Below are 23,749 nucleotides of genomic sequence, written 5' to 3' on the forward strand. Positions count from 1 at the left end.
TTAAACTAATATGAACGATACCGTTACAATGCCAATACAAGCACAAAATATTGAAATACCAAACGGTTTTAAACAAACTGCCATTGGTTTAATTCCAAGTGATTGGGAGGTTAAGAAATTGGGGGAAATAGGAAGTTTTTCAAAAGGCAAAGGAATACTAAAGGCACAAGTTTTAGAAAACGGTTTGCCGTGTATTAGATATGGAGAAATTTATACAACACATCATTTTGTAATTAAAGAGTTCAAATCATATATAAGTGAAGAGGTTGCAAATGAAAGCCAAGAAATTTCAAAAGGAGATATTTTATTTGCAGGTTCGGGAGAAACTATTGATGATATTGGAAAAGCGGTTGTGTATATTGGTAATGAAATAGCTTATGCTGGTGGTGATACAATAATTTTCAAACCTAATAATAACAACTCTGAAACGATTTCTTATATTTTAGAAATGGATAGTTCTAGAAAACAAAAGCGAACTTTTGGACAAGGAAATTCGGTTGTACATATTTATCCTTCGGAATTAAAAAAACTCAAAATCCCACTCCCTCCACTCCCAGAACAACAAAAAATAGCGTCAATATTATCAACGTGGGATGAAGCGATTGATAATTGTAAAGAGATTATTGAGGAGTTGAAAGTTAGAAATAAAGGACTGACTCAAAAGTTACTTACAGGTAAAATGAGAGTTAAAGGGTTTGAGGGAAGTAAGTGGGTCGAAAAGAAAGGAAATAAAATCTTTAGAAACAATACAGATAAAACCCATAACGGAGATTTGGAAATTCTTTCAGCTACGCAGGAAAGAGGTGTAATTCCTAGAAGTATGAATAATATTGATATTAAATATGATAAAAATTCATTAGGTACATATAAGAAAGTTGAAGTTGGTGATTATGTAATAAGCTTACGTTCGTTTCAAGGGGGGATAGAATATTCAGAATATGAAGGGATAGTAAGTCCAGCGTACACTATTTTAAAAGAAATCATTCCTATTTCAAAAAAATTCTATAAAGTTTACTTCAAAACAGAAACTTTTATCAATCGATTAAATACTATTATTTATGGTATTCGTGACGGTAAACAAATTAGTTTTAGTGATTTCGCGACTTTAAATATTCCGTATCCATCTATTGAAGAGCAAAATGAAATAGCAATAATTCTCGACAAAGCAACAGAAGAACTCAACCAATACCAACAAAAACTACAAACCTTGCAATTACAAAAAAAGGGATTAATGCAACAGTTGTTGACGGGGAAAGTGAGAGTAAAAATTTAAAATAACAATATATGACAAACGAACGAGATCAAACTAAATTAATTATTCAAAGATTTGATAATTACATTACTGGAGCAAATACGAAAGGAAATTTTCTATTGGCTATAAATACATTTTTATGCGGAATAATTATAGCTAATTACAGTAAATTCAAAGAACTTATTGTTTGTGAAAGTGATATGGTTTATCTCAATGTTATTTTAATCATTTTAGTAATATTAAGTATTTGCACAACATTTTTTGTTTTAAGAGCTGTTTATCCTTTTGTATTATCAGGAAATTCAAGTAAGGATAGCTATCATTCTCACATTTTCTTTAATTCGGTGGCAGAATTTACAGATGGTAAAGAATATCATAAATCTGTATTAAAGCAAACTGATGAAAACGTTGAAGAAGATATGGCAATCCAAGCTTTTTATTTAGCAAAAGGATTAAAAAGTAAATATTGGTTTTTAGAAATAGCAATGAAATTTGTTTATGCCGAACTTGTAGTCCTATTAATTTTATTAGCAACAATTTTAATTTTTTAATTATGAAATTATTTGAAAATTATTTATCGGATTTTGATGACATTCTTTCTAAAAAAGTTAGAGTAACTCCAGATTATATCAAAGAACAAAGAACATTTAGTTCGAATTTACTTAAAGCTCAAAATTTTTCTGCTGAAAATCATGTTGGATTAGGAATGCCAAATTTGCCTGCCACAATTGAAGGTCCAAAAGTATTATTCAAATATGATAAAGCATTTTTGACAAAACATTTTGGTAATAATAATGATTCGTTTGATAAAATCACAATTGGTCCTCATCCCGATTTTGATGCTTTACAATCAACAGATTATATTCATCATCATTGTGTTTCAGTTTTTGTTGATATAAAAGGATCTACAAGATTGATTGAAAAATATTCATTACTTGAAGTGCGGTTGATTAAAGATAGTCTTTTGACTTTGGCTATTGAAGTTGCCAATCAATTTGGCGGACATATTCACAGACTACAAGGTGATGGTATTTTTATTCAATTTGTTAGAAAAGATAAAACTCCAAATGATGCTGCAATTAACGCTTTAAATGCTGTTTCAATTTTAACTCAATTTGTATCTGTTGATTTAGCTAATATTATGAAACAATATGATTTAAAACCAATAAAAATTAGAGCAGGTATTGATTATGGTGATAATGACAATGTACTTTGGTCTTATTATGGAATAGCAGGTTGTGAGGAACTTACAACAACCAGTTTGCATACAGATATGGCTGCTAAACTACAAGCCAAAGCGTATGATAATTCAATATTAATTGGCGGTAATGTAAAGAAGCTGTTAGATCTAAAATCAGACTTTTATACCTATTTTGAAAATCAAGAAAGCAAAGAAAAAGTTTATAATATTTCTACTCAATTTACTTATCCATTTTTTGTTTTTAATTGGAACGAGTTTTTAACATCATTGCCATTTGTATGGAAAACAAGCGGTTCTGAAATATTAGAAATCAAAGAAAAATCAATCGTTATTGAATGTTTTATCTCTAACGAAGATGGAACAAATAGAGAAAGATATTTTCCTAATTCTAAGTCAATTCCAAAAGACAAGAAAATATATTTTAAACTTTTAAGAGATAATAGAACATTTATAAAAACACCTTTTGAAAGTATAGAATGGTTCGGAAGAAATTCTGGTAAAGAAGCAGAGGATCTTGAACATTTAAACCTTGATTTTGACAAGTATTTTGATAATAAAACAGAATGTATTGTAGATGCAACATATTTAGGACATCATTATATTGAGTGTAAAATTTTAAGAGGACATTTGACAACTGAAAAAGTAACATTTCCAATTTTTGTCCAATAAAAAAAATAACGTATGAAAGTATTAGGAATTAGAAACACGCCAACAAAAATTAGATTTTGCATTTTAGAAGGAGACAAATCAAATTATGTTTTTACTAATTGTAATGATGAAAATAAAATAGATTTGCCAAAATCACTTAAAACAGAGTTTGAGATTTATCAATGGATAAAAAGTGAATACGAAAGACTTTTTGATAAATATGGACCATTCGACCATTTTGCGATTAAGCAAAATGAAAATGTTCCGACAAGATATAGTAGTGTAAAACCTGTTATGTTTATGGATTGTATAGCTTCAATAGTTTCAATAGCGAATAACACTCCATTTTCATCACATTTATATACATCGCTTGGCACAAAAGGTAAAGAAGTCGTTGGCTTTGTAGAAACAAAAGTTTCAAAAACAAGTGTTAACTGGGATAGTCAGATTGCTGATGCGTTGGCGGCTTCTATTAAAAATTTAAAATAATGACTTTCAATATAGGGGATGATATTTATAAGTTTACACTAATAAAAAAGTTAGGTGGTAATTTTGGTGATGTTTGGCAAGCGTTTGATAATTCCATTAGTAAAGAAATTGCCTTGAAAATTTTAGAACCAAAATATGAGCCAATTGCTAAACTTCTCGACGAAGCAAGAATAGGAAATAAATTTAATCATAAAAACTTGTTACCTATACATTATGCTGATGTAACTTCAGTTGGAGGTATAACTTTTACTCTTATTTCGCAGGAATATTATAAAAATGGCGATGTAACTAATTATTTGAACAATCATAATTTTCTTCCTTTACCTCAAACTTTAAAAGTTTTGCAGGATATTTTATTTGGATTAGAATACTTACACAACAATGGTTTTTATCACAATGATATTAAGCCAGGGAATATTTTAATGGATGACCAATCGAATGCTGTCCTTGCTGATTATGGTATTGCTGGTTTTTCCGCTAGTGTTTTGCCAGTTACTCCAAAAAACTCATACATAGTTCATAGAGCACCAGAAAGTACAGGAACTTCACCAGTAATAAGTATTCATTCGGATATTTATCAAGTTGGATGTACGGCATATAGGTTGCTTAATGGTATTAGCAGTTTGAAAAATGAATTTATTTCTCTTGGGGAAATTATTTATGATGATAAAAAAGCTCAAGGAAAAATTCCGGATAGTAATAAGTACCAACCTTTCGTGCCTTCTCGATTAAAAACAATTATTAATAAAGCTTTAAATACAGACCCATCTTTACGTTATTCTTCTGCTCTTGAAATGAGAAGGAAACTTGAAAAATTACATTTTTCAGGATATTGGACAACAGATAGTCGTTCTGATTTAATTGGTATAGGTAAAAAATATACATATCATTTTGAGATAGTAGCTACAACTGCTTCTACTTTTAATTTGATTTCAACTAAAAAAAATAATCAATCTGGAAACATAACTAAAGTAATAGATTTCACTAAAAAAAATCTTAATCAAAAGGAAACGGAAAAATTAAAAAACGAATTCATTAGTTGGGTTATTGATAATGCAAACTAAAAAGAAGTCAAGTAGGTTCACTCAAAATTAGAATTCAAGAAGAAAGAACCTATTCTAAATCAAGTAGCCCTCAATAATCCAAAAAAGTAAAATAAAAAAAAACTGTTATGCTACCATCCTACATAGAAGACCACATCAGTCAAATCCCGGCATTGCAATTACTCATAAAAATGGGGTATCAATATTTATCACCAGACGAAGCAATGGAACTACGGGGAGGCAGAACCAGTAATGTATTGCTTGAACCAATTTTAAAAGAGCAACTGCAAAAAATAAACAGCATTCAATACAAGGACAAAGAGTTTGCTTTTTCAGAAAGTAACATCAATGCGGCAATTATTGCCTTGCGAGAATTACCAATTCAAGATGGATTTATAAAAGCAAATCAAGCATTTTATGACTTAATTACTTTGGGTAAAAGCCTGGAACAAACAATTCAAAACGATAAAAAAAGTTTCTCTTTTCAGTACATCGATTGGAAAAATATTGAAAATAATAGCTTTCACGTTACAGAGGAGTATGCAGTTTTGCGCAGCGAAAGAAACGACACCTATCGCCCGGATATTGTTTTGTTCGTAAATGGTATTCCAATGGTGGTAATAGAATGCAAAAGCAATGTGATAAAAAAACCGGTGGATGAAGCCATATCACAACATTTGCGCAACCAACAAGAAGATGGAATAAGAGCATTATACCAATATTCCAACCTCGTAATGTCATTAGCGGTAAACGAAGCAAGATTTGCCACCACAGCTACACAAAAAGAGTTTTGGAGCGTGTGGAAAGAGATCTTTAGAACCAAAGAAGAAGGAATCCAATATGGCGATGCGATAAGACAACTAAAAAATAGTGAACTACCCAATACGGAACGAACTGCCATTTTCAAACAACGATTCAGCAATGTGTTGCAGTATTTTAATCAACTGGAAAAAGAAGAAATAATCATAACTGAACAGGATAAATTAACATTCAGTTTATGTCAAAAATCAAGACTGTTAGACTTAATTTTCAATTATATCGTCTATGATGATGGAATCAAAAAAATAACGCGATACCAACAATATTTTGCCATCAAGGAAACACTCAAAAGAATCAGTGCTCCTGATGCTAATGGCAAACGAACAGGTGGTGTGATTTGGCACACCCAAGGAAGTGGAAAATCACTGACAATGGTAATGTTGGCACAACTAATTGCAACCCAAAAAACAATAAAAAACCCGAAAATCATTCTGGTTACCGACAGGATTGATTTAAATACTCAAATCACGGAAACATTCCAAAAATGCCACGTCGATGTCATAGAAGCTGTTACAGGAAAAGATTTAGTAGATCTTATCAATAGCCCGAAAGATGCCGTAATCACAACCCTGATTCACAAATTTGAAGCAGCCATAAACCAGGCTAAAGAAGGGTTTACTTCTCCTAATATTTTCGTCTTGATTGACGAAGGACACCGCAGCCAATATGGTACGTTTAATGTGAAAATGCAAAAGGTTTTCCCGAATGCTTGTTTTGTTGCGTTCACGGGAACACCATTAATGAAGAGAGAAAAAAGTACTGCTAATAAATTCGGCGGCATTATTGATGTCTATTCTATTACAGATGCCGTAGAAGACAAAGCAGTGGTGCCATTGCTGTACGAAGGAAGACACAATTTAATCGATGTAAACGAAAAACCGTTGGATACTTTCTTCGACAAGATTTCAGAACCACTCACCCCTTATGGAAAAGCAGCACTTAAAAGAAAATACAGTTCTACCAATCAACTCAACAAAGCCGATCAGGTGATTTATGCTAGAGCTTGGAATATTAGCGAACATTTTGTCGACAACATTCAAGGAACTGGATTTAAAGGACAATTAGTGGCTCCCAATAAAACTACAGCTATAAAATACCGAGAATACATAAAAGAAATTGGCAAAGTAAGTTGTGAAGTATTAATTTCTCCACCCGATACAAGAGAAAATTACGAAGATGCTTTTGAAGAAAATGAAGATGTAGTGTTGAAGTTTTACAAAGCAATGATGGATAAATATGGAAAGCAAAAAGTATATGAGAAATCAGTAATCAATGCTTTCAAGAAACAGGAAAACCCGGAAATAATTATTGTGGTGGATAAACTTTTAACGGGCTTTGACGCTCCAAATAATCAAGTATTATACATTACGCGAAGCTTAAAAGAACACACCTTGCTTCAAGCTATTGCTAGGGTAAATCGAGTGTCAGAAGGAAAAGAATATGGATTCATTATTGATTACTTCGGTAATCTGGAAAATCTGGATAAAGCGCTGGAAACCTATAGTGGATTGAGTGACTTTGAACACGAAGAATTAACAGGAACGCTGATAAATATCAATAAGGAAATAGAGAAGTTGCCACAAGCGCACAGCGAGTTATGGGACATCTTTAAAACCATCAAGAACAAATACGATGCCGAAGCCTATTCCGAATTATTAAGTGATGAGAGTATCAGACATCCTTTTTATGAAAAGCTGTCAGCTTTTGTACGTTTGTTCAAATTAGCAATGGCATCAATTGAATTTAACGATATTGAAAACGAAAAAACCATTGACAAATACAAAAAAGACGCTAAATTTTTCTTGCAATTAAGAGTTGACGTGAAGCGAAGATATTTTGACGATTTGGATTTCGCAGCTTTTGAACCACAAGTGCAAAAGTTAATAGACAAGCACATTACAACAGAAGGCGAAGTGTTAAAAATAACGGAACTGGTAAATATTTTTGATAGAGAAAAAAGAGAAGCCGAATTAGAAAAAATGACGAGCAAAGCGGCTAAAGCGGATCATATTGCAACACGTACAGAAAAAGCCATTAACGTTAAGATGAATGAAGATCCCATCTTCTATAAAAATTTATCGGTTCTAATAAGGGAAGCCATAAATGATTACCATCAGCACCGCATTGATGAAGCGCTATACTTGAAAAAAGCCAAAGAATACGAAAACCAATTTCTTACCGGAAAACAAAATAATGTTCCATCAAGTATTCGTGAAAAACCAAATGCAGTGGCATTTTATAATCTGATAACTGATATTTTAGAAAACAGTTTCAGTAATACTCCTGAACCCAAAGAAGTACAGGCAAGTACAGCACTAGAAGTAGAAGATTGCATCAAGAATATTGTGTATGAAAACGGCACCCTAATTATCGATTGGCAAACCAATACGGAGATTGAGAAAGATTTGAAAAATAAATTAGATGATTTACTTTTCGAAAAACAACGGCAATACGACACACAATTCTCCTTTGAGAAAATTGATGAGTTAATAGAGGAAGTCATTAAAATTGCAAAATTAAAATACGTATAATGTTACATTCTGTTCAGCAAGTCAACTATGGCAGCAAAAGCATTGAATATAATCTATCTTTTGCTGCAAGAAAATCATTAGGGATAAAAGTATTGCCTACTGGTGTGGTAACTGTCATTGCGCCTAATGAAAGTAGCTTAGTTGACATCAATGCAAAAGTAAAATCCAAAGCCAATTGGATATTAAAGCAACAAGCATTTTTTTGTAGTTATAGACCAAATACGCCAGAACGTAAATATGTTAATGGTGAAACACATTTGTATTTAGGAAGACAATATAAGTTGCAAATCATTGAAGATACAATAAATGAAATAAAGATTTATAGAGGTTCAATGATTATGAAAACTAAAAAAACCAATCCAGAATATTTAGAAAAAAAACTAAACGAATGGTACAAGGAAAAAGCTATCATTCATTTCGAAGAATTGTTAGATAGTTCTTTAGAAAAATTCAATAAGTTTAAAATTGAAAAACCTTTTTTAGACATAAGATTAATGCAAAAACGTTGGGGCAGTTGCACTAAATCAGGCAAAATAATACTAAATACAGAATTGATAAAAGCTCCGAAAGGAAGCATAGAATACGTTGTTATTCACGAATTATGTCATTTGATTCATCATAATCACAACAAAAACTTTTTTGATTTGCAAAACCTCTTATCTCCTAATTGGGAAAAATGGAAAGAAAAACTAGAACACGCTCTTTCATAAATTTAATTAATTTTAAAAAAGAGTTGTAATGTAATAGGAAATGAAAAATAAACTAATAATATGAGTGTTCAACAATTCGAGAAAGTTAAAATAGCAGCACCATTTTTGGGAGAACCATTAGTTCATATTGTTGGGCAGGATCCTTTGGGACTTTTAAATACTGGTGGTAAAACTTTTGATTTATTATTACCAGGATTAAACAATGTAACCGACCGTATTAGATATTATTCTTTTTACTGTTGGTTTTTCCATTGTTATGCAAAGTACATCAGTAAGCCAAGCAAGAAAGAACAGTTTGACCATTTGCGTAGAGCCGAATTTATTTTATCATTATTAGCAGCCAGAAATGGTGTACAAGGTATTGGTGGTATTACTAAAGCGCAGGCAATGTATAATAAATCACAACAATCTTTTGATTTAACTGAAGGAACAGGTGAAGATAAGGTTTCTAAAGATGGTACCTATTGGAAAAACCCAAGAGGTATTTTTGGACAAAATTATGTCAGTTCGTTAAAACAACTCAATTTAATTCGAGAGTTTGATGTTAATAGTGAATTTTTTATTAGAACGGAATTTGATATAGAAAACAAAATATCAGGGCATCAATTAGCAGTAGCATTTGAAGAAAATTTAGGTTCAGAAATAGCTTTGTTGTTTGTTGAGATAATGAAAAAAGGAGTTATTAATCAATCCGAACTAGAAAAGCTTACAATTCCTTTCAATATGCTTAAAATCCCAACAAATACAGTTGAGCATAATTTAATTTGGCAGTTAATCACAGGGAATGACGAACCAAAACTAGAAAATTCTAATTTATTCAGAAAGAAGACAATTCAACTTTTACTGGAAACGGTAACTCTTGATGAAGAAATTATTTTAGATAACGTTTTACCATTAGATGCTTATCATTCACTAGGGTTGATTGATGATGAAATTGATGAAACATTCTCATTATGGTACTTTTATCAGTTAGAGCAATTCTGGCATATGGCGTGTACCGGTTCCTTATCAACATTTTTAAAAATTCTGAATAAGGAAAGTAATGGCAATTGGATTGACGAAGAAATGCTAATTGATAAAATTGCAAATCAAGTAGTAGAGTTTCTTAAAAGTGAAAGTTATATTGATAATAACCAAACTTTCAAAGAACTAATTGATATTGATTTATTGGAGGAAGAAGTTGTCTATGAAACAAAACGAACTAATGATAATATTGAAAAAATAGGGTATAATATTTTGTTAGTTAAAAAGTTGATAATCAATAATAATGAGGACATTGAAAGACTTTTACGATTAACTAAAAAGTATAACTTAAATTCAAATAGTAGTTTCCTTTCAGCAATAGTTACATTACAGAGTAATGATGGATTATTATTAAAAGAGTATGTGAAATATTTTTTAAAGAAGTATGTAATAATTAGGCATCAATGGGTTTCACTTAAGAAAATGAATAACACACAATCAACAGAAAAATTCATTAGAGAAGATGGTTTAATACGTTTTATTGATGATGTTGATTATGCTTATTCTTCCCCAAGATTAAATACATTGATTGATTTTTTAAGGGAATTGCAGCTCATAAAAGAAGATAAAAAAAACTTAACAACAATCGGCTTAGAACTTTTCAATTCGCTTTAATGATGATTAATAGACATAATATTTTAGACTTATTAGGAGGGGATAAAAGAAAATACCATAGCTGTATTATTACTTGCTTTTCATTCGATTTTATATTTTTTGAGCAAAGAGTTTTACCCAAATTGCGACAAGCAGGTATAACAAATATTAATATTTATGTCGATGCATTCCAATTTGAAAATCAAATAAATAGTTTTGTAGGTAGCGAATTATTAGATGCCAAAGCAGGATATAGTATTACACCAGTCAAAATGATTGGAGCATTTCACCCAAAAGTATTAGTAGCAGTAGGTAAAACAAAAGGGTTTTTAGCAATTGGCTCAGGAAATCTGACAAGTTCCGGGCTAAGTTCAAACGAAGAAATTTGGGGAAGTTTTCATATTACAGAAACGGATAAAACAACAGAGCCATTTTTTAAAGAAACAGCATCATATTTAAAGAAACTCGAATCATTTGTATTTGGAACGAACTTGTTAAAATTAAACTGGATAAAAGAAAATTCAAATTGGTTTAATAATTTATTAGATAATGATAATAGTAGCAAAACGGTTGTAAATAAAGACGAAACTTTCGAAATGCTATTTACATATCAAGAAGAAAGTATTTATAAATCAATAGTTGAGAGGTTACCAAAGAAACCAAAATTCATAAAAATACTATCGCCATACTACAATACAAATGGTTCATTTTTAAATAAATTAATTCAAGATGTTCAACCGGATAAAATTCATTGTATTGTAGATCCTTTGTATGGTTCTGTTCCATATAAATATGACAATAAATATAAAATTGAGTTTTCAGATTGGAATGATTTAAAAAGAGTTGAAAAGTATAGTAAAAATAGATTGCATGCTAAAGCAATTCAATTCGAATATGAAACCGAAACCTATTTTGTTTTTGGTAGTGCTAACGCAACAAGTGAAGCTTTCGGTGCAAATGGTAATATTTCAATTAATGCCGAAACATCTATTCTGTCACATAGTAAAAAGCCCAAGGATTACTTTAAAGAATTGGGTGTAAATTTCCCAAACAAGGGAAATTATTTAATTCAAGATTATGATTTCAAAGGTCAAATTGCATCAAATGAAAATGAAAAATTTAATTTTTTAGCTTTTATAAAGAATGTTGAAGTTGATGGAAATGAGATAACTATATACGCAGAAAATAAACTTAATTACAAAGTAAATGTTTGTGTTGAAGATGCTAACGGATTAAATATTTTTAATCAAGATATTGATTGTTTAAATGAAAAAAACATCATAAATATTGAAAACAATAATCTTGTTAAGCCATTTAGATTAGCAGTTTTTAGTACATCTGAAAGAATATCTAATTATGCCTTAATTCATCAAAAAGCATTTCTATTAAATACCAATCCTGATGCTAGAATTGCTCATTTCAATTCATTATTAAATTCTGACTTTTTCGGAGATTTTGAATTAGAAGAATTGATCGATTTCATTTCTTTAAAGTCAGATTTCAGTGAAAACAGAAGTTTAAGACAGGTTAAAAGCAATCAAATAGAAGAAGAAGCTATTGAAGATGTAGAAGCAATATCAGAAGAAGAATTCAATAAAAACAGTGCTAATTTAATTGGGAACGAAAGTTTTAATAATTATACAACTTCTAGGATTGAGGAGTTTCTTAATAGTTTAAATTTTGAAACAAATGCAGTTGATGATGTTTCTGAAAGTATAGAAGATGCTGCGTTAGCTGCTGGTGTAGATGGCTTAGACGATGAAGATAAAAGTATTTCAAGTAAAAGAATTGATGTTCCATTTGATGACGGTGTTAGAATTCGATGTAAAATTGAAAAAACAGTAGAAAAAATTACAAATGCATTATACCCTCAAAAGTCAAATCATTTAAAAATTATAAAGTTTCCAGAGGCAAACAGTTTAGCTACATTACATCAATTAAATGCACTTTTAATTGGGTTTCATATTATTTTGAAAAAGAGAAGTGAAAGCTATTTTGAGAATAGATCATTATTAAAATTACAGTATTCAGATATTGATGCTTTATCCAAAATTGAAAAACAATTTACAATTCAAAGACTTGAAAAGCAAGTAGGGAATCTTAAAAACGAGGTTAGTTTTACAATAAATGAAAATAGCGTAAATCCAATCAAGGATTTTCTGAAAAACAATATTTCGGTAAAAATTAAATATATTGATGAAACTGCAAGTCAAACACTGACACATTCATATTTTTCACATAGATTTTGGAGTAACGAAAGTAATTATCTTTGTATAAATGATTATCTAAAAGATGGTTTAGCCTCGTATTTATTACTACTTACAAAGCAAATTGAAATCAAAGACGATAAAGAAAATTCAGTTTGGATTGAGAAAAAAAGAAGATTGAAATTATTAAGTATTGCTGCTATTTTAAACTACAATTGGACGACAAGTCACCAAAACACTAAAAAGTTATTACTCTTAAATATATTTCATTATCTAGGAAACAATGAAGATTTTGAAACGCTCGTAAAGGATTTAGAAAATTACATCGAAAAGTTAAACTTGAATTCATTTGTAAAATCTGAAAATTTTATTGATGTTATTTATTTATATAAACAATATTTAAAATGGTTAAATCAGTATAATTCAGATGTGAAAGTTTTAAAAAGAGAGTTAAATAATTTGAGTGAGAATAATATTATTTTTAGTAAAACATATGGTTTTTCAAAAATCGCAAATTTTTATAAGAGCAAATTAGTTAATCTTGAAACGCCTTTAGGAGTAAATGACGAAGAAAGAAATGTTTTTGGGTTTGTAGAAGTGTTCATTGGTAGTCAACCAATTTTCTTTTAATTTTTCCTCTAATATATGCTATCATTAGCTCATTTATCTGAACGAAATCCTCATTTATTTTAAGTATTACTAAACTGACATCTTTGTTTGTTTCATTTCGCTAATTTCATTTTTTAATCAACATATTGTACCTTTAATTGTCTTTTTTAAAGAGGTATTTTATGGAAACCATCGAATTAACTAGAAAAGAATTATATGACATTGTATGGTCAACAACACTTTCAAAGTTGACACAGCAATATGCATACACGAATGACGGAATAAAAAAATTGTGTAAACAATTTGAAATCCCAATGCCTGATGGTAGTTATTGGTCAAAACTAAAATTCAATAAAAAGTTCACAAAAGAAAAACTGAATCCAGTCTTTGGTGGGGTTGATAAAATCGTTTTAACGATAAGGAAAGAAGGCAATTCTATAAACGTTGATCAAGCACCGTTAACTATAAGAACCAAAGAAATTGAGAATGATCCTAATGCTCCATTAATTGTTCCTGATGAAATAACAAAACCAGATATTCTTACCATTCAAACCAAACAATATTGGAAAGGTAAAATTTCATTCACTTCATATCGAGAAGACAATAGAATTAAATATCCTATCAGGGTTGAAAAAAGTAATCGGGAAAGAGCATTACGATTTATGGATACTTTTACGAAATTAATTAGATATAGAGGACATACAATTTCTAAAGAATATAGTGATACCGGAGTACTTATAGATGGGATTTTTATTGAAATAGATTTAAGAGAAGCATCTAAAAGAGTCCCAGCAAAACCTCCTTATAGCGGTACAGCATTAGAACCGATAGGCGAATTTATTTTCAAAATAGGGAAATACTCTTGTGAAAAAGAATGGAGAGATGGCAAAGTGAAAATTGAAGAATACTTGGCAAGAATTGTCGCAAAACTTGAAATCGAAGCCCAAAAAGAGAAAGAATGGAAAGAGCACTCTCGAATAGTGAATTTAAAACGAGAAGAAGAGGAAAAACGTAAAGCAGAAATTAAAAAACGCAGGGACGAAGAAGTTGATAAATTTAATAGATTAGTTAAACTTTCAGAACAATATAACAAAACCCTCATAATTAGACAATATATTGAAGCTGTAAAACAAAAGGCAATCAATATCAATAATCTAACTCCTGAAAAATTAGAATGGATAGATTGGGCAACTAACAAAGCAGATTGGGTTGATCCCTTAATCAATAAACCGGATGATATTTTAGATTAGTAGATTATGTATTGAATAGATCTAATTAAAAAAGAGTGTTCGCACTTTGCTAATATTTATACCAACGTTTATGTAATTTTAGTCCAGTGCTATCTTGTGCATTTTTTTTCTTTTTCATTACAAATTAGTTCTATCATTTTGTCATCAACATAAGGCTGTAAAGTTTTCCATATAGGTTCAGAAGGTTTCCATTTTTCTGGAAATTTATTTATAAATTTCACTGACCATGGTAGTGAAGTGTTTTTGCTTAAAAACATAAAAATTCTTTTATTACGCCAATCTTTTTCATCAGTAAGCCATTTATCCTCATGTTTTTCAAAGAAACCAATAGACCACGGAAGATTCTCATTACTGCTAAATCCAAGCCAATTCCATTTATCTATATATTGTTCAATAAATTCTATATTCCACGGAAACGATTTGTTAAAACTCAGAAGTCTCCAATCCCATTTTTCTTCATACTCTCTAATGAATTGTTCTGTCCACAAAATATTAACATTATTACTTAATCCGCTCCAGTCCCATTCGTTTAAGTATTTTTCAAAGAATTTATTATTCCATGGAAGAGCAGAATTGCTGCTTAATTTATTCCAGTTCCAATTATCTTTAAATTTTTCAATTAATTCAATAGACCATGGGAGAGCTTTGTTGCTGCTTAATTCGCTCCAATCCCAATTATCCTTAAATTCCTCAATTAATTTACAATCCCAAGGAATAGCTTTATTTTCACTTAGTTTTTTCCAATCTAATTTTTGTGAATATAGTAAAATAATAAAATAACTCCAGGGTAGACCTTCATTATAACTTAATCGTTCCCAAGTCCACTTGTCTTCATAACTTAAAATAACTTTAAGTGACCGGGTGAGAGCCTCATTGCTACTTAATCCTTCCCAATCCCATTTATCTGAAAATCGTTCAATAAATTCGATGGACCAAGGAAGTGCCTCATTGAAACTTAATCTGTTCCAATTCCATTTATCTGAAAATTTTTCGATTAATTCAGGCGACCAAGGAAGTGCTTTATTTTCACTTAAAGTATCCCATTCCCAACTATCTTTAAACTTTTCAATCGATTCAACACTCAAAGGCTGATTATTAAAGATAGCTAAACTATGCCAACTCCAAACATCTTTATATTTTTCAATTAGTTTATCATTTAAAGAATAATATCTTGAAATCAAATCAACAAATAACTTTGGGTTTTTTAAAAAAATTTCTTTTACTATATCTTTATTTTCCGCAAGCTCTTTACCCTGTTTAATACTCTCTACAATTACTGTTTCATCATTATATGATTTTGCAAACTTTTTCACTTCGTTGTGAACTATAATGTCTGTAGTAAATATTCTTCTTTTTAAGAATAAACCTTTGATTGTTCTTGCCCTGCTTAATGCAACATAAGCTTGACCACTTGCAAAAGCCCCCCGACCTAAATCTATGATTATTTTATCAAATGTTAAACCCTGACTTTTGTGGATTGTTATAGCCCAGGCCAGTTTTAAAGGATATTGCTGAAAAGTACCAATAACTTCAGATTCAATTTTATTTAGTATTCTATTATACTGGAATTTTATGTTATCCCAAACCACGGGCTCTACATCATGTGTGTTTCCATCTTCGAGTTTAACAATTATTTTCTTGTCTTCAAGTTTCTCTATTTTACCTATTGTACCATTAAACCATTTTTTTTCAGAATCATTTTTTATAAAAACTACTTGGGCACCAACTTTTAAGTTTAATTCTATATCTGTAGGATATTTACTTTCATCGAAGACACCCGATATTTCTGCATTATAATTAAATAACTTGCTGCTGATTTCAATCAATTTTTGTTGATTAACTCTATTGGCTATATCGTTAGTCGTGGAGAGCATTATTGTAAATTCATTATTAATCAATTCCTTATCAGAAATTAATCGAGTATTTATTTTATCTAAATCTATTTGCGATATTTCTTTGATTCTGACTTTGTCCAAAAGGTTTATAAAATCCAGATCTGTTTGTCTGTAAACTTTTAAAAGTTCTACGGTACAGAAGTTTATTTTTTTAAAAACTTTGGCACTAAAAAAATAAGGATTCCCATATATTTCTTTTATTATTTCATACTCACCTGTTTTACTTGACGTTACAGGTTCGAGCTGAAAAACGTCACCAACGAAAACAACTTGTTTGCCACCAAAAGGCAAATTTGGATTACCACTATTTCTTCTTAATGAGCAATCAATAGCGTCAATTATATCTACCCTAACCATAGATATTTCATCAATAATAAGAGTATCCATAGCTTCTATTACAGATCTTTTTTCAGAACCTTTTGAAAATGTTTTAATGTCATCATCATCAGGTAATATTGGCCTTAAAGGAAAAGAAAAAAAAGAATGAATTGTAACGCCATTTACGTTTACAGCTGCTATTCCAGTTGGGGCTATTACTACAAAATTTTTAGATACTGTTTTAATAATATGCTTTAAAAAAGTAGATTTTCCGGTTCCCGCTTTTCCAGTTAAAAAAAAAGTTTGGTTGGTATTTTCAATTAATTCCAGAGCATTTTGAAATTCTTTATTTTCTAAATTGATTTCCATATTGGATTGTAATTATTTTGAACAGTTTCTATTGGTTAATTATGTTACCAATAGGTAAATGGATTTAATACTTTCTATATTTATCTTGAACACTCGAAGCTCTATATCGTCCTAAAAGGCTTCACGAATATACTCATTAATCAATAGAAAGATATTTCCTAAAAAAAATCTGCAACAATTAATAAAATAAAATCCGAAATAAAATGCACAACGAAAAAATCACAATTCTATTTATAATAAATGCAGCCAGAACCAATCAACGAGGCTTATGTACAGTAAATTGTAGAATAACATTAAACAAAGAACGAAAGCAATTTAATACTGGGCTTCTTGTAAACCCAAAATATTGGGAAAGCAAACTTCAAAAAGTAACAATCCTAGAGCCAAACCACAAATATATAAATGCTCAATTAGAGCGTATTCAAGTCAAGATTTGCAATATTGTTTTGGTATTTCAACTTCAGGGAATTCCATGCAAACTAGATAATATCTTTAATGAATACAAAGGCATACCAATTAGAAAGGAAGAGTACATATTATCTTGTTACAGGAAATATGTATCGCGGATCCACAAACTGGTAGGCATAGAAATAAAACAAAACACCTACGAAAAATTCGTTTATGTTGGAAACCATTTAGAAGCATTCATAAAATGGCAATTTAAAAAAGCTGACTTTCCTTTAAAAGAATTAAGCTTACGGTTTCTGGATGATTTTGACTACTATTTAAAAACCGTGAAAAGCATAAAGCAAATCACGATTAACAAAATCATTCAAAGGCTTAGAACACCTATCAAACAAGCTATTTCAGAAGGTTATTTAGACAGAGATCCATTTATATTATATAAATCAAAAAAGGTACACAAAGAAGTTATTTTCCTCACTAATGAAGAACTCAAAATCATCGAAGATTCCACTTTCCAATTAAAAAGATTAAGCATAATCCAGGACTTATTCATTTTTTGTTGTTACACAGGATTAGCCTATAATGAAATGGCACATCTTAAAATAAAAAATATCCAGATAGGTTTCGACAACATGAATTGGATCAAGATGAAGCGAGAAAAAACACAACGTCAAATCTCCATTCCGTTACTTCCAAAAGCACAAGAAATTATCGACAAATATTTAATAGAGAGTAATTTCGTATTCCCAGCTTTAAGCAATCAAAAATTCAATGCCTACCTTAAAGAAATTGCAATTATTACAGAAATCGATAAAAGAATTACACACCATACGGCCAGAAAAACATTTGCCTCTACTGTTTTACTTTATAATGATGTTCCAATGGAAATCGTTTCAGAATTATTGGGACATTCCAGCATGACAATCACTCAAGAAAGCTATGGAAAAGTAGTACAAAAGAAAGTAAGTGAAGCTATAAAAAATCTGGCAGTAAAACTAAAATAAGAAATCATAACAAATGCTTTAAAGTTATTTCGTAATAAAAAAATCAATTACGGGAAACCGTAAACTAATAAAAATATAAAAATATAAATTTGCACAACTAGTCCACAACAGTATGACTATTTTTATTTTTTGTAGTGGTTTTTGCATGTATTTGAAAAGGAGAAACCCGTCACAAATTAGTACTAAGCTTTACAAATTATTGGTATGCACACTACTTATACCGGGTTTATACATGTTGTGTAATATTTTAACTAAACAATATATCATGAATAAACGTTTGCAAGAATTGTATGCAATTCACTGGCCGAATTTAACAAAAGAATTAAATGAAATTTTGAATAATGAAGATTTAAATCAAAAACCCACAAACCCACTTTTACTTAGTATTGATGAAACAAAGTACTTAGAATCTGATGTGAAAGTTATGATTCTTGGTCAAGAAACTAATGACTGGGGAAACAACTTTACAGGAAACATTGATGAAATTCTAGAAATATACGATGACTTCTACAATTCAGGATATGCTGTAAATACTTATGGAGGTCATTTTTGGAATGGTATAAATAGATTTAGTTCATTACTTGAGAATAAATTTCCTGATAAAAAAATATCTTACGTATGGAATAATGTAGTGAAAATTGGGGCTTCCGGTAGAGACCAAAATCATCCTCAAAACCATATTTACAGTACGGAACTAAGTAACTTTAAGGTTCTAGAAAAGGAAATAGAAATTCTTAATCCAGATATTATTTTATTCATATCGGGACCAAATTATGACACCAATATTTCGAAAATATTAAAAGGTGTTCAATTTTCACATTTAAACGAAGGTTTTTCTACCAGGCAAATTGCAGAACTACAGTATAATAAGCGTAAAAATATTTTTAGAACTTATCATCCCAACTATTTGTGGAGAAATGACATCAATCAATATTTTGAAGCAATAATAAATTCAATCAAGTTATAAAAATCGTAAAACCGCTACTGTTTTTATATTCCTGGTTTTAAAATAGAAAGCGCAAAAGGTATTTGATATTTATCATAATCCTAAAACATTACAAAACAATCTTACATTTATTTCTTAAAGAATATCCACAAATGACAAAAAAAATACTTCCAAGCTTATCTCTATTAGTTCTTCTAATTACTTCGTTTTCATGTTCAAAAAATGAAAAAAAAAAAGAAACAGCTCCTTCCGAAACCACAAGCTTTCTTTTAGTAAATGAACAATTACCAATTAAAACGCTTTCAAATGCTTTAGAATGGCCTGAAGAAGTAATATTAGGTGTAGATTTAGGTTTGATAAAACTCAATGAAGATGGTGAAGAAAGGCTTAAAGATATTTTTGAAGATTATTCACAAGATGGCAAAGATGATTTTATCAAAGATAACAATCAAAAAAAAAGGAGCGATTTTGTTAAAGGTGATTGGATTAAAAGTGAAACCAAAAAAATTTCTAACTTAAAACTTAATGACATAAAAAAGCATGAGTTTAATAACAATGAAATTATTCAAAACAAGTTAAAAAGCTATATTCCTTACTATATAGAAAGACAAACAGAAGAGTTGTCAAGTTATCAATTTAGTTTCTTCTCGAAAGGATTTTGGAAAAATTTAGGTCAAATATCTTGGATACATACTAAAAGTACTTTTTGGGGAAAATTCTCTAACTGGGATATTAGTTACATAAAACCTGTTTATAAAAAAGATCTTCAACAAAAATGGGAAGGAATTTATAATTCTTATTTTTCAATCAAAAAAGCTGAAAATGAAATTAAAAACATAGCTAAAAATTATCAAGCTCTTTTAGTTTTAAAACATGATTATATAGCGAAACTTGAAAAAATAAAGACCGATAGATCTCAAGATATATCTTTAAACCAATTTAAATTTAAACCAAAAAATAACATCAACATTGAACCTATCATCAGTCAATTTAATTTGACATTAGTCGATAATTTTGGACTTTGGTTTTTTGAAATATTGTTAGGTTTATTTACGTTCGCTTTGGTAAGACATATTCTTATAAAATTATTTTATGCGGATGAACTAAGAGCACATGAAGAGCGAGTTGTTTTTTTCTTTGATTTAATACATACTGCGAAATCACCAATTACAGCAGGATTATCTATTGTTGGGGCATTGGGAAGCTATTTGTTCTATGAAAAAAGAGATAATGAAATTTATGATGAATCAGGCAATATTGCAAAGAATTTAAAAACATTTCTTGGTGTTGTGTTGTTAGCCGTCTCTATTTGGTATTTTCCAAAAAAACAAATAAAACTTGAAAATGAAATAAATACAAATCTTGAAGCAAACTTTTCATCCCATTTTGATAAAACATCAATTATGATTTTAGATGACCTAAACTTAAATACCGAATTATTTTTCACTTCAATTTGAATAGTATGAAATTATTACAATCACAAAAACTAGCATTCTTTCTTTTATTTTTAATTATCTTTTCTAGCTGTAAAAAGGCAGGTGAAGAAGTAATAGAAACTGTTGGTAAAACAATTGCTAAAGAAACTATTGAAACATCTGTAGAAACTGGAACAAAAGCAGTAATTAAATCTTTAACAAAAAAAGAAATTGAATATGCAGTAATAGAAAATGGTTTTAATAAAGCTATTTTAAAAAACGTTTTAAATAACCTTTCAAATCATGAAGCTTCGCTATTTGTAAATGAATCAAAATTTTTCAAATCAAATATTCTAAAATTCAATAATAATCCTGATTTAGTTATAGCTTATAAAAAAATAATTAACTCGGAATCTCATAGAACCAATTTAATCTATTTAAATCAAGCAGAAAACTGGATAAAAAACGGTTCCAAAGGAGAACTAATACTTAATGTTCAAAGCAGTAATGTTGAAAAAAAACTTCTTGGAACAGTAAAAAATGATATCCCATATATCAAAAAGAACATCCATTTTGAAGGTTTAAATTTATCGGCCATTGTTCCTGATTTCAGTAAATATAGAGCTTTTAGAGCTCCTTCTCTAGAATCTGTATTTTTTAAAAGTCCTGATAAGGTTCAATTTGAAATTTGTAGAGCAAATTTGAGAAAGGAATATTTAAAAAACCCAAAAAAAATAGAGGAAATATTGATGATTCAAAATAGAAGATTTGCTGAAAATGGTGGTATTATTTCTGAGGGAAGAAATATAATTGATCCTTTAGAAATGTTAGAAAAACAAAAAAACGATATTCTTCAAAAGAATTCAGGCAAACAACAAGGAAGAATATTTGGATTTGTTTGGCATCATAATGAAGAAGTTGGTATTATTGACTTAGTTGCATATGATAAACATAATACAATAAATCACATTGGCGGCAGAAATATTTGGGGCGGAGGTTCAATAGCTAGGAAAATAAAAAAATAATTTGTTGTCCTATATAAATTATTTTTTGGAAAAAGGCTGTATTAGCAATAAATACAAGTTTTAGAATACATACGATTCCGGTATTTCAATTTTAATACTATTATAGTATTTGAAAAGGTCTATTATGTCTCTTTGGGCCAATTCTCGACTAATATAATCATTTACCTGATTTAATTTGTTTTCGAGTAATAAGATCCTGTAATGAAAAACAGCGTTTACAATAAAATCATAGCGACTTTCTGCAATATCAAGCATTAACAGAAGATTTTTGTGTCTTTTTAAGGTTTCATTTACGAATTGCAAATCGGCATTGCATTGACAATTATCATCAGCGATATTATCTAATAAAAAAAGCACACTTTCTGGGTATTTTTCGATTTCAGTTACTACTTGAATTGAAATGTTAATTTGTTCTTGTGTTATCATTTTTTCTTTTTAAAGGTTATAGTATAAAAATAAGTTTTTTTATTTACAAAATTTTTGAATTTTTAAAAACATCATTAGCTATTTTATCTAATTTTTTATTGGGTAATTTATTCAGATATGCTTGTGTTGTTTTTATATCGGTATGCCCAAGCATTTCACTAATAGCGTCAATTGGTATATCATTAAATTTTAAATAGGTTGCAAAGGAATGTCTTGCGGTATAAAAAGTAATATTCTTATTCACACCTACGAGGTTGGCAATTTCTTTCAACGATTTATTGACTTCTTTTAATATTTTTTCTTCTCTATATTTAATTTGCTTTTTTGTTAAACCTTTTTCCCTTAAGATAGGTAGCAAATAATCTCCGTAAGATTTACTTTTGTAAAAATCAAGAGTTTCTGTTGGAAGGGGAGGTAATTCAAATTCCAAATGGACGCCTGTTTTTATTCGAGTATATGACATTTGAGTATCAAAGATATTTGAGGTGTTCAAACAAGTAATGTCTATAAAATTCATACCTCTACAATAAAAACTAAGAAGGTACATATCCTTTGCAAATTGTTGTTTTGCATTATTTGAAACGTCTATTTTTAGAAGTAGCCCAATTTCCATTTCTGATAAATAATCTCGTTTAGCCTCATTTTTTAATTTTGAAATTTTATAGTCTTTAAATGGATAAATCCGTTCAGGAATCTGTTTTCTCATAATTGCTTTATTCAAAACTGCCCTGATTGTCCTCATTCTGATACTTATTCCACTATCAGTTCCACCGTTACTTCTTAAAAAGGATTCGTATTTTTGTAAATACTCAAAATTCAGTTGAGTAAATTTTAAAGTATTGCTTTTCGAAAATTTTTGCAATGACTTTAAGGTTTCTTTGTATATATCCGCAGTGCCAATTTTTTCAGAGGCATAAAATTCATCCGTAATTTCTTGATGAAAGCCAAAGTAATCGGAAGTGTTGGACTTTGGATCATCTCTTTTTATTTCATTTACAAGTTCGCTTAATAAATAATCTTCATCAAGTTTTATTCTTTCGTCAATGAAATCTTCAACTTTTTTATTGGTTTTTTCAATAAAGCCATTAATAATTTTATGCTTTTTGTTTGAAGTTTTTAATCTGTCAGATTCAAAACTCCAATCTTCAAGATCACAAGAGTATTTTGTTGAAATCAAAGTGTTTTTTCTGTCTTTTACCAAAGTTAAAACAATTGTGTTTTTACCGTCTTTGTTAGGTTTTTTCCTGATTGTGAATTTACTGGATGTCATATTAGTTTAAGTTTTTGTCGAACATTTGTCGAACATTTGCACTCAAAACTACAATAAAAGAAAGAAATAGGCAAACAAAATAAGTTGTAATGCGTTGTATATCAAGGAAAAGAACACATAAGAAAGCATAGGAAACTAAATTTATCCTCCCTTCTAAGCAGGCGGTCGAAGGTTCGAATCCTTCTGCCTTCACAACAAAACCCACTGGATTCAGTGGGTTTTTTGCGTTTAGTGATTTTTGTATTTTATAATTTCCTACATTTACCACAACAAAAAGCAACATTTTGCGACATTTTCACG

At 29.7% G+C, this 23,749-nt stretch carries 17 protein-coding genes; 14 read left to right on the top strand and 3 right to left on the bottom strand.

What is annotated here, in order from left to right:
- Nucleotides 1-10 precede the first annotated feature (10 nt).
- From BC952_RS07940 to BC952_RS07985, 10 genes are all read left to right on the top strand, one after another.
- Nucleotides 11-1,273 (top strand): restriction endonuclease subunit S, encoded by a 1,263-nt coding sequence (locus tag BC952_RS07940; protein ID WP_121365091.1) that lies wholly within the window; start codon nucleotides 11-13, stop codon nucleotides 1,271-1,273.
- An 11-nt stretch (nucleotides 1,274-1,284) separates the two neighbouring features.
- Nucleotides 1,285-1,803, top strand: a complete 519-nt coding sequence (locus tag BC952_RS07945; protein ID WP_121365092.1) for a Pycsar system effector family protein — start codon at nucleotides 1,285-1,287, stop codon at nucleotides 1,801-1,803.
- Nucleotides 1,804-1,805: 2 nt separating this feature from the next.
- A complete protein-coding gene (locus BC952_RS07950; protein WP_121365093.1) occupies nucleotides 1,806-3,122 on the top strand; it encodes a nucleotide-binding domain-containing protein in 1,317 nt (438 codons plus the stop codon).
- A 12-nt stretch (nucleotides 3,123-3,134) separates the two neighbouring features.
- Nucleotides 3,135-3,590 carry a hypothetical protein gene (locus tag BC952_RS07955; protein ID WP_121365094.1) on the top strand — a complete coding sequence of 152 codons (456 nt, stop codon included), beginning with the start codon at nucleotides 3,135-3,137 and terminating at the stop codon, nucleotides 3,588-3,590.
- Nucleotides 3,590-4,654 carry a serine/threonine-protein kinase gene (locus tag BC952_RS07960; RefSeq protein ID WP_121365095.1) on the top strand — a complete coding sequence of 355 codons (1,065 nt, stop codon included), beginning with the start codon at nucleotides 3,590-3,592 and terminating at the stop codon, nucleotides 4,652-4,654. The genes BC952_RS07955 and BC952_RS07960 overlap by 1 nt, the downstream gene beginning before the upstream one ends.
- A 107-nt stretch (nucleotides 4,655-4,761) precedes the next feature.
- Nucleotides 4,762-7,983, top strand: coding sequence for a type I restriction endonuclease subunit R (locus BC952_RS07965; RefSeq protein WP_121365096.1), 3,222 nt, complete (start codon nucleotides 4,762-4,764; stop codon nucleotides 7,981-7,983).
- A complete protein-coding gene (locus BC952_RS07970; RefSeq protein WP_121365097.1) occupies nucleotides 7,983-8,693 on the top strand; it encodes a M48 family metallopeptidase in 711 nt (236 codons plus the stop codon). Before BC952_RS07965 ends, BC952_RS07970 begins: the two co-directional genes overlap by 1 nt.
- Before the next feature lie 60 nt (nucleotides 8,694-8,753).
- Nucleotides 8,754-10,331, top strand: coding sequence for a hypothetical protein (locus tag BC952_RS07975; RefSeq protein WP_121365098.1), 1,578 nt, complete (start codon nucleotides 8,754-8,756; stop codon nucleotides 10,329-10,331).
- On the top strand, nucleotides 10,331-13,147 hold the full coding sequence (locus BC952_RS07980; RefSeq protein ID WP_121365099.1) for a phospholipase D-like domain-containing protein: 2,817 nt from the start codon (nucleotides 10,331-10,333) through the stop codon (nucleotides 13,145-13,147). The genes BC952_RS07975 and BC952_RS07980 overlap by 1 nt, the downstream gene beginning before the upstream one ends.
- Nucleotides 13,148-13,308: 161 nt before the next feature.
- Nucleotides 13,309-14,376 (top strand): hypothetical protein, encoded by a 1,068-nt coding sequence (locus tag BC952_RS07985; RefSeq protein WP_121365100.1) that lies wholly within the window; start codon nucleotides 13,309-13,311, stop codon nucleotides 14,374-14,376.
- Nucleotides 14,377-14,465: 89 nt separating this feature from the next.
- On the opposite strand, the gene BC952_RS07990 is transcribed toward BC952_RS07985, so the two are convergent.
- On the bottom strand, nucleotides 14,466-16,958 hold the full coding sequence (locus BC952_RS07990; RefSeq protein WP_121365101.1) for an ATP-dependent DNA helicase: 2,493 nt from the start codon (nucleotides 16,956-16,958) through the stop codon (nucleotides 14,466-14,468).
- A 203-nt stretch (nucleotides 16,959-17,161) separates the two neighbouring features.
- Here BC952_RS07990 and BC952_RS07995 point away from each other — a divergent pair, with 203 nt between their 5' ends.
- From BC952_RS07995 to BC952_RS08010, 4 genes are all read left to right on the top strand, one after another.
- Complete coding sequence (locus tag BC952_RS07995; RefSeq protein ID WP_121365102.1) at nucleotides 17,162-18,367, top strand: site-specific integrase; 1,206 nt, start codon at nucleotides 17,162-17,164, stop codon at nucleotides 18,365-18,367.
- Nucleotides 18,368-18,632: 265 nt separating this feature from the next.
- Entirely contained in the window at nucleotides 18,633-19,334 is a 702-nt protein-coding gene (locus BC952_RS08000; RefSeq protein ID WP_167445730.1) for a uracil-DNA glycosylase family protein, read from the top strand.
- A gap of 131 nt (nucleotides 19,335-19,465) precedes the next feature.
- A complete protein-coding gene (locus BC952_RS08005) occupies nucleotides 19,466-20,770 on the top strand; it encodes a hypothetical protein (protein WP_121365104.1) in 1,305 nt (434 codons plus the stop codon).
- Nucleotides 20,771-20,775: 5 nt separating this feature from the next.
- Nucleotides 20,776-21,753 (top strand): HNH endonuclease, encoded by a 978-nt coding sequence (locus tag BC952_RS08010; protein WP_121365105.1) that lies wholly within the window; start codon nucleotides 20,776-20,778, stop codon nucleotides 21,751-21,753.
- Between the two features lie 60 nt (nucleotides 21,754-21,813).
- Here BC952_RS08010 and BC952_RS08015 read toward each other — a convergent pair whose 3' ends face one another.
- Together BC952_RS08015 and BC952_RS08020 are read right to left on the bottom strand one after the other, a co-directional pair.
- Nucleotides 21,814-22,179, bottom strand: coding sequence for a hypothetical protein (locus tag BC952_RS08015; RefSeq protein WP_121365106.1), 366 nt, complete (start codon nucleotides 22,177-22,179; stop codon nucleotides 21,814-21,816).
- A 43-nt stretch (nucleotides 22,180-22,222) separates the two neighbouring features.
- Nucleotides 22,223-23,449 carry a site-specific integrase gene (locus BC952_RS08020; RefSeq protein WP_121365107.1) on the bottom strand — a complete coding sequence of 409 codons (1,227 nt, stop codon included), beginning with the start codon at nucleotides 23,447-23,449 and terminating at the stop codon, nucleotides 22,223-22,225.
- Between the last annotated feature and the right edge of the window lie 300 nt (nucleotides 23,450-23,749).

Origin of the sequence: Flavobacterium limicola (genome assembly GCF_003634755.1) — a bacterium.
GTDB lineage: Bacteria > Bacteroidota > Bacteroidia > Flavobacteriales > Flavobacteriaceae > Flavobacterium > Flavobacterium limicola.

Coding starts and splice junctions, on each gene's coding strand:
- BC952_RS07940 (WP_121365091.1), top strand. CDS start 11: ATGAACGATACCGTTACAATGCCAATACAAGCACAAAATATTGAAATA.
- BC952_RS07945 (WP_121365092.1), top strand. CDS start 1,285: ATGACAAACGAACGAGATCAAACTAAATTAATTATTCAAAGATTTGAT.
- BC952_RS07950 (WP_121365093.1), top strand. CDS start 1,806: ATGAAATTATTTGAAAATTATTTATCGGATTTTGATGACATTCTTTCT.
- BC952_RS07955 (WP_121365094.1), top strand. CDS start 3,135: ATGAAAGTATTAGGAATTAGAAACACGCCAACAAAAATTAGATTTTGC.
- BC952_RS07960 (WP_121365095.1), top strand. CDS start 3,590: ATGACTTTCAATATAGGGGATGATATTTATAAGTTTACACTAATAAAA.
- BC952_RS07965 (WP_121365096.1), top strand. CDS start 4,762: ATGCTACCATCCTACATAGAAGACCACATCAGTCAAATCCCGGCATTG.
- BC952_RS07970 (WP_121365097.1), top strand. CDS start 7,983: ATGTTACATTCTGTTCAGCAAGTCAACTATGGCAGCAAAAGCATTGAA.
- BC952_RS07975 (WP_121365098.1), top strand. CDS start 8,754: ATGAGTGTTCAACAATTCGAGAAAGTTAAAATAGCAGCACCATTTTTG.
- BC952_RS07980 (WP_121365099.1), top strand. CDS start 10,331: ATGATGATTAATAGACATAATATTTTAGACTTATTAGGAGGGGATAAA.
- BC952_RS07985 (WP_121365100.1), top strand. CDS start 13,309: ATGGAAACCATCGAATTAACTAGAAAAGAATTATATGACATTGTATGG.
- BC952_RS07990 (WP_121365101.1), bottom strand. CDS start 16,958: ATGGAAATCAATTTAGAAAATAAAGAATTTCAAAATGCTCTGGAATTA.
- BC952_RS07995 (WP_121365102.1), top strand. CDS start 17,162: ATGCACAACGAAAAAATCACAATTCTATTTATAATAAATGCAGCCAGA.
- BC952_RS08000 (WP_167445730.1), top strand. CDS start 18,633: ATGAATAAACGTTTGCAAGAATTGTATGCAATTCACTGGCCGAATTTA.
- BC952_RS08005 (WP_121365104.1), top strand. CDS start 19,466: ATGACAAAAAAAATACTTCCAAGCTTATCTCTATTAGTTCTTCTAATT.
- BC952_RS08010 (WP_121365105.1), top strand. CDS start 20,776: ATGAAATTATTACAATCACAAAAACTAGCATTCTTTCTTTTATTTTTA.
- BC952_RS08015 (WP_121365106.1), bottom strand. CDS start 22,179: ATGATAACACAAGAACAAATTAACATTTCAATTCAAGTAGTAACTGAA.
- BC952_RS08020 (WP_121365107.1), bottom strand. CDS start 23,449: ATGACATCCAGTAAATTCACAATCAGGAAAAAACCTAACAAAGACGGT.